The organism is Achromobacter aloeverae (assembly GCF_004121055.1).
GTDB lineage: Bacteria > Pseudomonadota > Gammaproteobacteria > Burkholderiales > Burkholderiaceae_B > Bordetella_C > Bordetella_C aloeverae.
In genome coordinates this window covers 1,546,779-1,560,102 of sequence record NZ_PYAL01000001.1, presented here as the reverse complement: position 1 = coordinate 1,560,102, position 13,324 = coordinate 1,546,779, and the positions used below count along the sequence as shown (strand labels likewise).

General features: G+C 64.8%; 12 protein-coding genes. 5 read left to right on the top strand and 7 right to left on the bottom strand.

The features are described from left to right. The first annotated feature begins 188 nt into the window (after positions 1-188). A complete protein-coding gene (locus C7R54_RS06795; protein ID WP_129149350.1) occupies positions 189-1,175 on the top strand; it encodes a LysR family transcriptional regulator in 987 nt (328 codons plus the stop codon). On the opposite strand, the gene C7R54_RS06790 is transcribed toward C7R54_RS06795, so the two are convergent. Further along, positions 1,165-1,929, bottom strand: coding sequence for a YoaK family protein (locus C7R54_RS06790; protein WP_129149349.1), 765 nt, complete (start codon positions 1,927-1,929; stop codon positions 1,165-1,167). The genes C7R54_RS06795 and C7R54_RS06790 overlap by 11 nt on opposite strands. A 282-nt stretch (positions 1,930-2,211) precedes the next feature. On the opposite strand from C7R54_RS06790, the gene C7R54_RS06785 reads away from it, so the two are divergent. Further along, complete coding sequence (locus C7R54_RS06785; RefSeq protein ID WP_158021163.1) at positions 2,212-3,168, top strand: Bug family tripartite tricarboxylate transporter substrate binding protein; 957 nt, start codon at positions 2,212-2,214, stop codon at positions 3,166-3,168. Between the two features lie 376 nt (positions 3,169-3,544). Further along, positions 3,545-3,847: an addiction module antidote protein gene (locus C7R54_RS06780; RefSeq protein ID WP_129149347.1), complete on the top strand. Its 303-nt coding sequence runs from the start codon at positions 3,545-3,547 to the stop codon at positions 3,845-3,847. Positions 3,848-3,874: 27 nt separating this feature from the next. Here C7R54_RS06780 and C7R54_RS06775 read toward each other — a convergent pair whose 3' ends face one another. Further along, the gene (locus C7R54_RS06775) at positions 3,875-4,306 is read right to left on the bottom strand and encodes a PACE efflux transporter (RefSeq protein ID WP_129149346.1); all 432 of its coding nucleotides are present in this window, start codon (positions 4,304-4,306) and stop codon (positions 3,875-3,877) included. A 200-nt stretch (positions 4,307-4,506) separates the two neighbouring features. Here C7R54_RS06775 and C7R54_RS06770 point away from each other — a divergent pair, with 200 nt between their 5' ends. Next, a complete protein-coding gene (locus C7R54_RS06770) occupies positions 4,507-5,406 on the top strand; it encodes a LysR family transcriptional regulator (protein ID WP_129149345.1) in 900 nt (299 codons plus the stop codon). A gap of 72 nt (positions 5,407-5,478) precedes the next feature. Here C7R54_RS06770 and argH read toward each other — a convergent pair whose 3' ends face one another. The 5 genes from argH to C7R54_RS06745 all read right to left on the bottom strand — a co-directional run bounded on the left by argH (position 5,479) and on the right by C7R54_RS06745 (position 12,240). Beyond that, positions 5,479-6,993, bottom strand: a complete 1,515-nt coding sequence (argH, locus tag C7R54_RS06765; protein WP_129149344.1) for an argininosuccinate lyase — start codon at positions 6,991-6,993, stop codon at positions 5,479-5,481. Between the two features lie 8 nt (positions 6,994-7,001). Continuing rightward, the gene (locus tag C7R54_RS06760; protein ID WP_129149343.1) at positions 7,002-8,120 is read right to left on the bottom strand and encodes a mandelate racemase/muconate lactonizing enzyme family protein; all 1,119 of its coding nucleotides are present in this window, start codon (positions 8,118-8,120) and stop codon (positions 7,002-7,004) included. Positions 8,121-8,142: 22 nt separating this feature from the next. Then, on the bottom strand, positions 8,143-9,231 hold the full coding sequence (locus tag C7R54_RS06755) for an ABC transporter substrate-binding protein (RefSeq protein WP_129149342.1): 1,089 nt from the start codon (positions 9,229-9,231) through the stop codon (positions 8,143-8,145). 67 nt (positions 9,232-9,298) lie between these two features. Continuing rightward, on the bottom strand, positions 9,299-11,119 hold the full coding sequence (locus C7R54_RS06750; RefSeq protein ID WP_240039388.1) for an ABC transporter permease subunit: 1,821 nt from the start codon (positions 11,117-11,119) through the stop codon (positions 9,299-9,301). After that, positions 11,116-12,240, bottom strand: coding sequence for an ABC transporter ATP-binding protein (locus tag C7R54_RS06745; RefSeq protein WP_129149341.1), 1,125 nt, complete (start codon positions 12,238-12,240; stop codon positions 11,116-11,118). Before C7R54_RS06745 ends, C7R54_RS06750 begins: the two co-directional genes overlap by 4 nt. A 130-nt stretch (positions 12,241-12,370) precedes the next feature. Here C7R54_RS06745 and C7R54_RS06740 point away from each other — a divergent pair, with 130 nt between their 5' ends. Further along, positions 12,371-13,321: a LysR family transcriptional regulator gene (locus tag C7R54_RS06740; protein WP_129149340.1), complete on the top strand. Its 951-nt coding sequence runs from the start codon at positions 12,371-12,373 to the stop codon at positions 13,319-13,321. The last annotated feature ends 3 nt before the right edge of the window (positions 13,322-13,324 follow it).

The window sequence follows — 13,324 nt, the reverse complement described above, 5'->3', positions numbered from 1 at the left end:
CATGGTCGATAGGCGGCACGCCGTTGCTCTGTGGATGCCCGCCAGATGTCGTCAGATTCTAGGGAGGTCGGTTGATCAAAACAAATGGTTTACATCTATTGATTATTCGATTTCTCAAATATATGCTCGGGTCCTCTGGCCGGATCGTCTTGTCCGCGCCTCCTACCTGGACCGGATCGGCGCGCGTCATGTCACGCCATGTCTCCTTGCGTCATTTGCGATGCTTCGTGGCGGTTGCCGACACGGGGTCGTTCACGCTGGCTGCTTCGCGCATGTCGTTGACGCAGTCGTCATTGACCTCCACGATCCAGCAGTTCGAGGAAGCGGTGGGCGTGCGGCTGTTCGACCGCAGCACGCGGCGCGTCGCGTTGACGCAGGCGGGCGCCAGCTTCAGGGCCGAGGCGGTGCGTGTGATCGGGCAGTTCGATGGCGCCATCAGCGATTTGAAGGCGTTTTCGGATGGCCGGCAGGGGCATGTCCGCATCGCGGCCATCACCTCGGTCGTGAATTATTTCCTGGTCGACGTCATCGAGGGCTTCCGGGTGGCCTATCCGGGCATCACCATTTCGCTGCGCGGCGCCAGTGCCGCGGTGGTCGAACAGATGGTGGCCAATGGCGAGATCGATTTCGCGGTGGAGAGCCGCTATCGCGGGTACGAAGAGCTCAGCTACACGCCGCTGTTCGAGGACCGCTATGGCATCGTGTGCCGGCGCGACCATCCCTTGGCCAAGGGCAGGGGAGGCATCGATTGGACGGCGCTCGATCCGTCGAGCTACATCGGTTTCTCGTCGGACACCGGCATAGGCGCCTACCTGCGCGCGCATGCGGGAAACCCGGCGCTGTTCGACGCCCCGCACGACGAGATTTCCAATACCACGGCGCTGTATTCGATGCTGGGCATCGGCAATCGCTATAGCGTACTGCCGGCGCTGGCGGCCAGCGAGCGCGATGCGTCGAAATTCGTGTTCCGCGAATTGCGCTCGCCCAGCCTCACGCGAGAAATCTGCCTGATCACGCGGCAGCTGCGCGCGCTATCCAGCGGGTCCGAACACTTCCTGCGTTTCCTGTGCGACACCATCCGCAGCAAGCCCATCCCGCCGGGGGTGCACCTTTGCGCCAACATGCTGATGGAATCCTCGCCTTCGACTTCTTCGACTTCTATTTCTACTTCCTGAACAAGGACATCAATCCCCTTGCGTGAGGCACGTCGCGAAGGAACGGTGGAATGGACAGCGCCAATAGTAGCGCCGCCAATGGCACCACGCAGATGAACCCGAGGTAATTGAAGCCGAGGGCGCCGGCAACGCCGCCGAGCACGAACATTCCCACCAGGCCGCCCGAAATCCGCGCACGCTGCCAGTTTCGTTGAACCCTTGAGTGAGGACCGTGGCCCTTCTTCATCCAGAGGACCATCTTGCCTAGTTCCATGCCCAGGTCCGTCACGTTCCCGGTCATGTGGGTGGTCCGGGTGCTGCCGCCGCTGGTCTTCGACCCTACCGCATTTTGCAGGCCCATGGTGAAGGAGAGCAGGAGCACCGTCAGCGGCACTGCGAATGGCGTATTCCAGGTCAGGGTCATCGCTCCCATCAAGCCGAAAGGGAACAAGAGCAGGGCCTCCAGCATCAGGGGCAGCGCGTAGACGCTGGCGAGCCGATGCTGGCGACTCCAGTTCACCAAGATGGCGCACACTGCCGCCCCCATCGTGAACGCGAGTATGGCCCCCACCGCGTTCAGCAGCAGCTTCACATTTCCCAGGGCCAGGCCGTCGGCCAACTGCGAAGTGAAACCCGTCATATGCGACGTGTACATGTGCAGCACCAGGAAGCCGCCTGCGTTGACCGCGCCGGCATTGAAGGCCAGCAGCAGCCCGAGCGCGATATTCGTGGAGGGTGCGCGGTGTCGGCTGGTGAGGAGGCGAATTCGGCGCATTGGGTGGGTTCCAGCCTCGTGTCCAGGAAGCCCGGCGTTCATGTCGAATAGCGCGCCGGGTGCGATTGTCGGTCGAAATTATCGGGCAACGTCGATGGCGCCGGGCGGGCCGCCGAAGCTCTGCCGTATTCCATGGCGTGACGATACACGAATAGCGCACTGGCCGATGGGGAGGAACCATCGTCAGCTCATCAACACCAAACGTCACGACGTTGGGAACGCCGGCGATCGTATCCGAAGATCAACCGGTGGAGATTGGTGATGGGCTTACGGAAAATGATCATGAGCGCATTGATCGTTAGTAGCAGCGTCATAGGATTCGCCATGCCTGCCATGGCTTACGACAAGGAGATCAAGGTGTATCCAGACCGACCAATTACGCTGATTGTTGGATTCCCCCCCGGCGGTATGGTGGACATACTAGCCAGACATATGGCAAAAGCAATGACGGATGAATTGGGTCAACGCGTCATCGTCGAAAGCCGCGTTGGGGCCACTGGAAGTGTTGGTGCTTCGGTCGTTGCACGTGCTGCGCCGGACGGCTACACAATTTACCTCAGCCCGAGCGCGGTCGTTCTTTTCCTGGCGGCCCATGCAGAACCCGCGCTCGATTTTTCCGAAGCACTGGCTCCGGTCGGAAAGGTCGCAGTCGTTTCCAGCGTCATGGTCGTCGGGAACCACGTGAAGGCCCGCACGTTGGCGGAACTGATCCAGAGCGCCAAAGAGAATCCTGGCGCGCTCAATATGGCGTCGCCAGGTGTCAATACCCTTGGCCACATGTACGGCGAGATGTTCCAGAGCGCGGCGGGCGTGAAGCTGCAACACATACCGCACCAGGGGGCCGCACCTGCGTTCTCGGATATTTTGGGAGAGCGGGCCGATCTGATGTTCACGGCGGTGCCCTCTGCATTGGCACACATCAAGGACGATCGCGTAAGACCAATCGCCGTACTTGCGCCCAACAGGGTGCCGCTGTTGCCGGATACGCCTTCGATGGGGGAACTTGGCTTTTCGGAGCTTGTGAATAGCGATTGGCTAGGTATCTTCGCGCCGGTAGGAACCCCGTCGCATGTGATCTCTCGCCTGAATCGATCCATCAACAAGATCCTGGCCGACGCCCAGGTGCGGAAACAGCTTGCCGGCCTGGGCTATATGGTGAACCTGCCAGACAACACGCCGGAGAGCCTGGAAGACCTGGTCGTGCAGCAGTCCCGGCAGTGGAAGCGGACGCTGCATTGATGTGAGGGATATGCTGTCCGCCCCGGCAGCCAGCGAGCGCAATGCGTCGAAATCGTCTTCCGAGAATTGCGCTCGCCGGAGCATCTCGCGCAGAACCTGCCTGATTGCGCGCCGGCTGTGCGCGCTGTCCAGCGGGTCCGAATAGCTCCGGTATTTCCTCTGCGACACCATGCGCGCAAGTCCATGCCGCCGGAGGTGTGGCTGTGCGCCACATGCCCGACGGTGGATCACGCTGCGCTGCGTAATGCTGGTCAGGGCACGTGCGGAAGCCTGCTGTGGCGCGACGCCTTGTGGCATCGCCGATCGCATTGTCCTCAAGGAAAACCCACAGGGCACCGACTGCAGGCCCGCGCATCCGTCGCCTGGGGTGCGGTAAATGACTGGTCTGCGAGATTTCGATCCAGCGAACTACCTTACTGATGATGAGACGATTGCCCACTATCTGGCTATCGCCGCACAGGAAGATGATCCAGATGCCTTCCTGCAAGCATTGGGTGACGTCGCTCGCGCTCGAGGCATTGGAGAGATTTCCAGAGGGACCGGCCTGTCCCGCACCAATCTTTATCGAGTCCTGGCGCCGGGTTCCAATCCTAGTTACCACACGCTTCGCCGGGTGATGCAGGCATTGGGAGTTTCCATTTCCGCGGTTGTTAAGTCCAGGGACCATGCCCCCGGCTAGCCCTTGGTTCAGTCGCAAGTGCGGCCGTCACGACGGCGTGGAGCGGGCGCTGTCGGGCAGGCCGAATACCTTGTCGAAGCAGAGGTTGTAGACGAAGGTGTAGACCAGGAAGAAGACGATCAGGCCGAGGTCGAGGACGAAGGCGCTGAGCAGGGAGATGCCCATCCACCAGGCGAACAGGGGGACCAGGACGACGACCAGGCCGCCTTCGAAGCCGATCGCATGGGCGACGCGGCGACGCAGGCTGCGGCCCTTGGTGGCCTGGCGGGCTTCCCAGCGTTCGAACAGGTAGTTGAATACCAGGTTCCAGACGATCGCCACGGTCGTGGACGCGACCGCCGCGATGCTGGCGTGCGCCGCGCTCTTGTCGGAGAAGGCCGACAGGCCCAGGGTGGTGATCGCGATGGCGATCGCTTCGTAGATGGCGACGTAGACGATCCGCCGTTTGATGCCTTGCATGTAGTGCTCCGTTTCCGATGGCCAGCGCCGTGCCGGGAGGCCCATGCGGCTTGGGCATGCATGTGCTCTATCGCGCGCCGCGTTGACCATCGATATCGATTGGGTGGTCGTGAGGCCATCCATGCCTCACGTTTTCTCCGCACTTTATGCCCGCAGAATTGATGTATAAAGTCAGAATCTTTCAGTTTTATTGATAGGTCATGGCTTTCTCCAGCGAGAACATCCGTATCTTCCTGGCGGTGCTGGACAGCGGTTCCTTCTCCGCGGCGGCTCGGCAGCTGGGCCGCGTGCCGTCGGCCGTCAGCATGGCCATCGCCCAGTTGGAAGCGGAGCTGGACCTGAAGCTGTTCGACCGGGAAGGCCGCGAGCCCCGTCCCACGGAGGCTGCCCGGTCGCTGGAACCGCTGGCCCGGCAGGTCGCCAGCCAGTTGCGCCAGCTGGACACCCACGCGCTGGCCCTGCATCGAGGGCTGGAACAGCGGCTGACCCTCGCCATCGCGCCGGAGCTGATGTCGACGCCGTGGAGCTTGCCGCTGACCGTGCTGGCGACGGAATATCCGTCGCTGGAAGTGGAGGTGATCACCGCCCCGCAGGAGGACGCGCTGCGCATGATGCATGAAGGCTGCGTGCAACTGGCGCTGGTCTTCGAGCGCGCGCACATGGACGAGCGCGAGGCGTTCCAGGAGCTGGGCGAGGAGATCCTGGTCGCCGTCGCGGATCCCGAGACCCACCGCGCCTGGTCGCGCCAGCGTCCCCTGCAGATGGAAGACTTGATCGACCTGCGCCAGATCGTGGTGGCGAGCCGAAGTTCGGAGCAGCTGGATCCGCGCTTCGCGTTGTCCCGGCATATCTGGCGCACGGACAATCACCTGGCCACGCTGCGCCTGGTGCAGGGCGGCCTGGGATGGGCCTACCTGCCGCAGAGCCTGGTGCGGCCGCTGGTAAGCGCGGGAAGCCTGGTCGAGATTCCGTTCGACAACATCACCAACGAGCGTCCGCTGTGGGTCGACGTGGTCTGGTCGCGGGAACGCCCGCTGGGGCTGGGCGCCAGGCGGTATATCGACCTGATGCGCCAGCGCGCGGCGCTGCAAGGCGGGTGACCCAGGGGCCGAAGCCATGGGCCGGGGCGTGGCCCCAGCCGTGGGGCCACGGGCCGGAGCCCTGGATCACGATCACCCTGCTGCCGCCACCCACTGGTCCACGGCAGCCTCCAGCGTCGTATCCGCGGTAGCAAGCATGCGCTTGCGTTCATCCAGCCACACGCCGGCCTCGCGCAGATTTCGCTGCGCCAATCGGGCAAGCTTGTCGATTTCGCCCGGCGCGGTGCCGCCCGCCGAGGTGCGCGTGGCGACGAAGCGCACCGGATCCAGGCTGTCGCGGACGATTTCGGTCGGCAGGTAGGCGCCGCTTTCTCCCAGGTCCTCGCCCGCGCGGGCCAGCATTTCGCCCGTCACGTCCGCGCACGCGATGCCGGCGGCCAGGCAATCGCGAACCAGCCGGGCGACCACGCTATGCGCCTGGCGGAAGGACATGCGCCCTTGCCGCACCAGTTCGTCCGCGAGATTGGTCGCCGTGGACCAATTGGAGGATGCCGCCGCCGCCATGCGATCGACGCGGACCTCGACGGACTCCATGATCGCGGCCATCAGCGCCAGGCTGCCCATCGTCGAGTCGAACGCATTGTCCAGCAAGGGAACTTCGCGCATGACCACATCCCCGGTGCCCTCGGCCCGGAAGGTGGCCAGCGCGGAGGCCAGCCAGGTGACCGCCTCGCCCGCCGCGAACCTGACGGCTTCCAGCCCGGCGGGGTTCTTCTTCTGCGGAAAAATGGAGCTGGTGCCGCAGAATTCATCCGCTGTCTCGATGAAGCCGAATTCGTGGCTGGACCAGATATGCAGGTCGGTCGCCAGGTCGTTCAGCGTCGACATGACGAAGGAAAGCGCACTGGCGACCTCGGCGGCGTAGTAGGCTTCCCGCGCCAGCTTGGCGTTGCCGACCAGGCCCTCGAAGCCCAGCAGCGCGGCCGTGCGGTCCCTGTCTATGGGCCACGCGGTGCCCGACAGCCCGGCCGCGCCCAGCGGGCTGAGATTGACGCGTTCCCAGGCGCCGCGCAGGCGGGCGAAGTCGTCGGAAAGCTTGTCGGCGAACGAGAGAATGTAGTGGCCGAACACCGCCGGGTGGGCGTGTTGCAGGCAGGTGTAGCCGGGCATGACCGTGGCGGCGTGGCGCGAGGCCAGTGCAAGCAGCACCCGTTGTAGCGCCAGCACGCCATCCATGGCATGGACCAGCCGGCCGCGCTTGTACATGCGCCTGACGGTCGGTCCCTGGTCCAGCCGGCTACGGCCGGTATGCATGCGGCCGCCGATGGCTTCGCCGATGCGCGAGAACAGGTAGTCCTCGACCTGGAGCAGAAAGCTGCCTCGCCGCGCGTCGACCGGAAAGCGCTGGGGGCCCAGGGCGCGGATCTCCCGCAGTACGGCCAGGATGCGCCCGGCTGTCGACGGATCCAGCACCTTGCGTTCGGCCAGCATGACGGTGTGAGCCAGGTCGACGCGTAGGTATTCGTCGAACTGGCGCAGTTCGCGCGCCAGGTGGGGCGCCTCGTAGAAGGCGACCAGCGCGTCGGCGGCGGGCGCATCCAGTCGGGCTTCGACCAGTGCGCGCTTGCCTGTGGTGGTTGTGGTCATGGGGAGTATCAGCTCCAGGCTTCGACGGCGTAGCGTTCGACGACGTCCGTATCGAGGGTCAGGCCCAGGCCGGGGCGGTCCGGCACCGTCAGGAAACCATCCACGGGCTGCGGGCGGTCCAGGTAGAGTTCGGCCCACAGCGGATCGCGCTTGGGGTCCGGGTAGCATTCGACATAGGTTCCATTGGCGATGCCGGCCATCAGGTGCATGCTGATGTGCGGCTCGCCGACCTGCGCCATCGACACGTCGACGAAGCTGGCGGCGCCCGCCAGCTTGATCCAGCCCGATATGCCGCCGCCGCGGTTATAAGTCACGTTCAGGACGTCGACCGATTCCTGGGCCAGCAATTCATAGGCATCGAAGACGGACGCTTCGGATTGGCCCGCGCCCACCCGGACGCCGGTCTTGTGGCGGACCTGGCGCAGTCCGCGCGTTACGTTCCTCGGGTGGACCGGTTCTTCCAGCCAGGCCGGGTCATAGGGCGCGATCGCGCGGGCGAAACGCTCCGCGTCGTCCGGGCGCCATGCCATATTGGAATCCACCACGATCGCGAATGCCGGGCCCGCCGCCTCCCGCGCGATGCGCACGCGTTCGATATCCTCATCCAGCGCCAGGGCGCCGACCTTGAACTTGATGCCGGCCAGGCCGCTGCGCCGGTAGAACGCGATTTCGTCGCGTATGCCGGCGGCGTCCCGACTGGTCTCGTAGTATCCGCCTATGCCTATCAAGGGCACGCGCTGGCGGAATCCTCCCAACATTTTCCACAGGGGCTGCCCGAGGATGCGGCCGCGCAGGTCCCACAGCGCAGTGTCGACCACGGCTATCGCCACCATCAGCGATTCGCGGTCGATATACGCCTTGTCATGGCGCAGCATGGCGCGCCAGTGGTGCTCGGTCCGCAGCGGATCCTGGCCCAGCAGCAGGTCGCGGAAGGGGCCGCGTACCAGGTCCTTCAGGTAGTCCGGATAGGAGAATTCGTTGCCCGCGACCACCTCGGCGGTGATGCCGGTGTCCGTGGAAATCCGGCAGATCAGCGCGCTGCGGCTATCCAGGCTGTAAGTGCCTCCGCTGAACGCAAGGGGAAGCTGCGCGCGGATTTCACGCAGCTGCACATCGGTGATTTTCATTCTGCAGTCCTTGGCGCGGGGCTCAGCCTTGCAGCAGCCATTCGTTGAAGCGTTGATCCGACATCGCCTTGTTGCGCGACCAGAACGCGTCGTCCAGGCGGCGGCTGCGGGCGAGATTGTCGGGATAGGTCGGCAGCTTGACCGCAAGTTCCTTGGCGATATAGCGGTAGGCGTCCGGGTTCGTGGGGCCGTTGACCAGCTTGCTGGTGTAGGCGGCCTGGCGGTCCGCGCGGGCGCAGAACTGGATGAAGCGTCGCGCCAGGTCGGCCTTGGGCGCGCCACGGGGGATGGCCCAGCCCGCGAGGCTGTACAGCCCTTCGTTCCAGACCAGGGCCACCGGCGCGCCCGCGTCGGCCGCCGCCTGTGCCCGACCATTGAAGGTCGGGCACATGTCGACTTCGCCGCTTTGCAACAGTTGCGTGCTCTGCGGCGAGGAGTCCCACCACACCTTCACCTGCGGACGGATCTGGCTGAGCTTGGCGAAAGCGCGATCCCAGCCAGCCGGCGTCGACAAGACCTTGTAGATTTCCGGGCCGCCCGGCACGCCGTCGGCGCGCAAGGCGATTTCTATCATGTCGCGAGCCAGCTTGCGCAGTGCGCGACGGCCGGGGAATTTCTCGGTGTCCCACAGATCGGCGTAGGAGGTGGGGGCGTTCTTGTACCGGTCCGTGCGATAGGCCAGCACGAAGGTCACGCCCGAATCCGCCAGGTAGTAGTCGTTCTTGCAATCCGCGGGGATGGCGGCCATGGCGTCTCCCGACAGGTCGATCTTGTCGACCAGTTTCTGCGCGATGAGCAGGTCCGAGACATCCGACGTGACGCCGCCGCTCAGGTCCCAATTGAAGTTCTGGGTGGAAACCTGGGCCTTGAATTCGGCGGCCGGATTGGACCGTCGCACGACCGGAACGATCTGGATGCCGGTTTCTTTCGTGAAGGGCTGGTAATAGGCCTCCGTGTACGCGGTGGTGTAGATACCGCCGGGATCGGAGACGACCAGTGTCTGGGCCGCGTAGCTGCGCGTCCAGACGGTGGGCGCGGCGATCGCGGCCGCGCCGGCTGCTAGCGTGCGCAGGGCGGCACGGCGAGATGGCGAGTGCGGATAAGTCTGCATGCTGGCTCCAGATGCAAGTTGAGGGTGGGCCTGGCGACCGGCGGCCCGTGCCGGTGGGCGTGGCCGCCTAGCGGTGGGCGCCCCGCTTTTTCAGATACTCGCCGCAGAAAATCACGGCGGTGACGAAGACCAGGATGACGGTCGATACGGCGGCCAGCGTAGGCGTGACGTTCAGCAGGGCATCGGTCCACATCTGGCGAGGTAGCGTGGTTGACACGCCGCCGCTGACGAACAGCGCGACCGTCAATTCATCGAAGGACTTGACGAAGGCGAACAGGAAAGCCGTCATGATCCCCGTCCCGATGAGGGGCAGCGTGATGCGGCGGAATGTCGTCAATCGTGTGGCGCCCAGCGTATAGGCCGCCTGGTCCAGCCGCGTGTCATAGTTGCGCAGGACCGCCATGACCGTGATGACGACGTAGGGCAGGGCAAAGACCGTATGCCCCAGCACCAGGCCGGTCGATGTGCCGACCAGCCCGACCTTGGAAAATGCATAGAAAAGGGCCAGGGCGACAATGATGTGCGGCATCACCATGGGCATTAGCAGCAAGGCCATGATGCCCGACTTGCCGCGCAGCCTGTGGCGGGCAAGGACGAAGGCGCACGGAACGCCCAGCAGCAGGGAAGCGGCCGCCGTCGCCAGGCCCACGCCGACCGAGCGCAACGTGGCCTGCTGCCACAGCGTGGAGGAGAAGTAGGCGTCGTACCACTGCAAGGAAAAGCCCTTGGGCGGCCATGCGAAATAGTTGTTGGCGGAAAACGAAATGGGCACCAGGAAGAAGGACGGCGCGGCCAGGAACAGGATGGCCGTCAGGCCGAACGTCCACAGCCCCCAGCGCTTGGGGAACTGCGGGCGGCGGTGACCCGCGCGACGCGTCAGCGCCTCGAAGGCCTGGCCGGTCCATGCGCACAGCCATCCCATCGTGGACAGCGCATAACGGCCCAGCCATATGCCCGCCCGCCGCAGCATCCCGGGACGGGACTGGTTCGCCACCTCGCCGGAGTCACCGGTCAGGGCAGCCATGCCCAGCAGGCGGTCGAAGAGGTAGAACACGGCGATGGAGGCAATCAGCAGCAGCATGGCCACCGCGCCGGCGAAGCCCCAGTTCAGGGTTTCATCGATCTGCGTCACGATGATCTGCGCGATCATGGCTTCGCGAGGACTGCCCAGCAGGGTGGGCGTGATGAAGAAGCCGAGGGCGGAAATGAACGTCAGCAGGCCGGCGGCCGCGACGCCCGGCAGCGACAGCGGGAAGTAGATGCGCCAGAACACGTGCGCGCCGCGCGCGCCCATGGTCGCCGCCGCCCGCGTCAGGTTGCCGTCGATGTTCTGCATGACGGCCAGCATGGTCATGATGGCCAGGGGCATCAATGCATGGGCCATCCCTACCAGCACCGCAGCCAGGTTGTACATCAGCTCCAGCGGCTCCTTTGCCAGTCCCAGTCCTTGCAGCCACTGGTTCAGCAGGCCTTCGCGGCCCAGGATCACCATCCAGGCGAAGCTGCGCACCAGCACGCTGGTCCAGAACGGCATCAGCACCCATATGAGCAGTCTGCCGCGCGTGCGCTGCCCGACATTGGCGAGCAGGTACGCCACGGGATAGCCGACCACCAGGCAGACGATCGTCGTCCAGGCGGCGATCCGGAAGGTGCTGCCCAGCAGGCGCAGGTAGAGCGAGGTCTGGAACAGCCTGGTGTAGTTCGCCGCGTCGAGGCGGCCATCGGCGCCGGCGACGCTTTGCCACAATAACTGCGCCACGGGAACGATAAAGACCAGCAGCAGGACGGCCAGCGCTGGCCAGAGGGTCCAGTGGCGCAGCCATGCGGGCCTGCGCAGCATGGGCCGGTAGCCGGCGCGGCCCAGTTGCAGTTCGCGCGGAGCGTTCACTGGACTGCCTCCTGCGTGGCGACATGACGCTTGCCGCTGAGCAGCACGGTGTCGGCCGCGGCCCAGCCGGCTTGCACGCGCGCACCCGGGACGAGCGCGGCCCGCCGCGACCCGGTGGTCAGGGCAACGGCGACCAGCGTATCGCCGTCGTCGAGCTGCAGGTAATGGCGGGTCACCGCGCCCACCATCAGGCTGCGTACCAGGGTTGCGTCCAGGCGGTTGTCCGCCGTCTCTCCGGGCGACAGCAGGCGCACCTGCTCCGGTCGCACCATGAACGCCGTGGCGGCGCCGGGTGCGAGGCGGTCCTTGCCGGCGGCTGCCACGATGCGCTGGCCGCCGGGGCCGCGCAGCACGATGGACCCGGGCTCGGGCGTGTCGAGCACCGCGTCGAAGATATTGGAACCGCCAAGGAAGTCCGCGGCGAAGGCGGTGCGCGGCCGGAAATAGAGATCGTCAGGCGTGCCCAGTTGCTCGATGCCGCCTTCGTTCATCAGGCAGATCCGGTCCGACATCGTCAAGGCTTCTTCCTGGTCATGGGTGACGAACAGGATGGTCGTCCCCAGCTCGACATGCAGGCGCTTGATCTCCAGCTGCATCTGGTCGCGCAGTTTCTTGTCCAGCGCGCCCAGCGGTTCGTCCATCAGGATGATGGATGGTTCGTAGACGGCGCAACGCGCCAGCGCGATCCGCTGCTGCTGGCCGCCCGACAGTTCACGCGGCAGGCGCCGCGCGGTGTGGGGCAGGCGGACGATATCGAGAATGCGCTGGACCCGGCGCTGGATTTCGCTTTCCGCGACGCGCCGCATGCGCAAGGGAAACGCGATGTTCTCGTAGACGGTCAGATGGGGGAAAAGCGCGTAGTTCTGGAACACCATGCCGATGTCGCGCTCATGGACAGGCGCATAGGTCGCTACCCGGCCATCGATGCGCACCTCTCCGCCATCCGGCACGCCCAGCCCCGCCAATATCATCAAGAGGGTGGTCTTGCCCGAGCCGGAAGGCCCCAATAGCGTCAGGAACTCGCCCGCGGCGACTTCCAGTGAGGTTTCCCGGAGGGCGCGTGCCGCGCCATAGCTTTTGTGGACACGGTCCACCGACAATTTCGGCACAACGTCCGTCATTGCATCCCCTTTGGTTTTCTTGGCTGTTCTTGCCACCGATATGGGAAGGAATGATCGAGCAGGTAGGCTAATTTGTCTAATTTATTTTTCTGGAATTCAATGATAAAAATCACTTATTGGCGTGCCATCCATGCGCCTTCCGACAGAGAACGCCTTGGAACTCCGCCAGATCGAAGCCTTCGTCAGTGTCGCCACCTTGCGCAATTTCCGCGCGGCTGCCAATCGGCTGCATATCACCCAGCCGGCCGTTTCGCTGCGGCTTGCCGCACTGGAGGAGGAACTGGGCGCGAAATTGCTGGACCGCAGCGGCACCGAGGTCACGCTGACCGCGCGCGGCATGCAGCTGCTGCATACGGCGGAACAGCTGCTGGCGACGGCGGACATGTTCAAGACGCAGGCCGCGGGCGCGCCGGCCGCGCACCAGGTCATACGCATCGGCACCACCAGCACTATCGTCAGCGCCTGGCTTCCACGCCTGTTCGCCGAGGTCAAGAAGGACTTGCCTCACCATACGCTGGAGATGAATATCGACACCTCGCCGCGCTTGCGAGCCTTGCTGCTCGAAGGCGAGCTCGACCTGGCGATCATCATGGGGCCCACGCACGCGGCGGGCGTCCGCAATGTTTCCCTGGCCTCGTACCGGACGGAATGGATCGCGAGCAGCCGGTTGCGCCTACCCGCGAAAATGTCGCTGCCCGATCTCGCGGCCTATCCCATCATCACATATGCGCGGGACTCGGCCACGTATGGTTCGGTGGAGGAGGCCTTCCGCGCACGGGGTCTCTGGCCCGTACAGCTGAACTCGGTGAATTCCAGCGAGGCGCTGGTCTGCGTCGCCGAGCGGGGGCTGGCGATAGGCGCTGTCAGCGCTGCCTGCCTGCTCGGGGAGATGGACTCGCGCAAGTTGCGCGTCATACAGACGGACGTGCGACTGCCCGCCTACGAATTCTTCGCGTCCTATCACATGGACTCGGTGGGGCGGGTCGGCATGATGGTGGCGGAAATCGCGCAGCGCGTGTGCAGGGAGTCCATGTCCGCGTCGAAGGCTGGAACGCGCGCCAGGAAGCCACCGGCAGCCTGACCT

What these genes read in the sequence shown, in the direction of transcription:
- C7R54_RS06775 (WP_129149346.1), bottom strand. Translation starts at nt 4,306, where the DNA reads ATGCAAGGCATCAAACGGCGGATCGTCTACGTCGCCATCTACGAAGCG.
- C7R54_RS06760 (WP_129149343.1), bottom strand. Translation starts at nt 8,120, where the DNA reads ATGAAAATCACCGATGTGCAGCTGCGTGAAATCCGCGCGCAGCTTCCC.
- argH (WP_129149344.1), bottom strand. Translation starts at nt 6,993, where the DNA reads ATGACCACAACCACCACAGGCAAGCGCGCACTGGTCGAAGCCCGACTG.
- C7R54_RS06785 (WP_158021163.1), top strand. Translation starts at nt 2,212, where the DNA reads ATGAGCGCATTGATCGTTAGTAGCAGCGTCATAGGATTCGCCATGCCT.
- C7R54_RS06755 (WP_129149342.1), bottom strand. Translation starts at nt 9,231, where the DNA reads ATGCAGACTTATCCGCACTCGCCATCTCGCCGTGCCGCCCTGCGCACG.
- C7R54_RS06770 (WP_129149345.1), top strand. Translation starts at nt 4,507, where the DNA reads ATGGCTTTCTCCAGCGAGAACATCCGTATCTTCCTGGCGGTGCTGGAC.
- C7R54_RS06795 (WP_129149350.1), top strand. Translation starts at nt 189, where the DNA reads ATGTCACGCCATGTCTCCTTGCGTCATTTGCGATGCTTCGTGGCGGTT.
- C7R54_RS06740 (WP_129149340.1), top strand. Translation starts at nt 12,371, where the DNA reads ATGCGCCTTCCGACAGAGAACGCCTTGGAACTCCGCCAGATCGAAGCC.
- C7R54_RS06745 (WP_129149341.1), bottom strand. Translation starts at nt 12,240, where the DNA reads ATGACGGACGTTGTGCCGAAATTGTCGGTGGACCGTGTCCACAAAAGC.
- C7R54_RS06780 (WP_129149347.1), top strand. Translation starts at nt 3,545, where the DNA reads ATGACTGGTCTGCGAGATTTCGATCCAGCGAACTACCTTACTGATGAT.
- C7R54_RS06790 (WP_129149349.1), bottom strand. Translation starts at nt 1,929, where the DNA reads ATGCGCCGAATTCGCCTCCTCACCAGCCGACACCGCGCACCCTCCACG.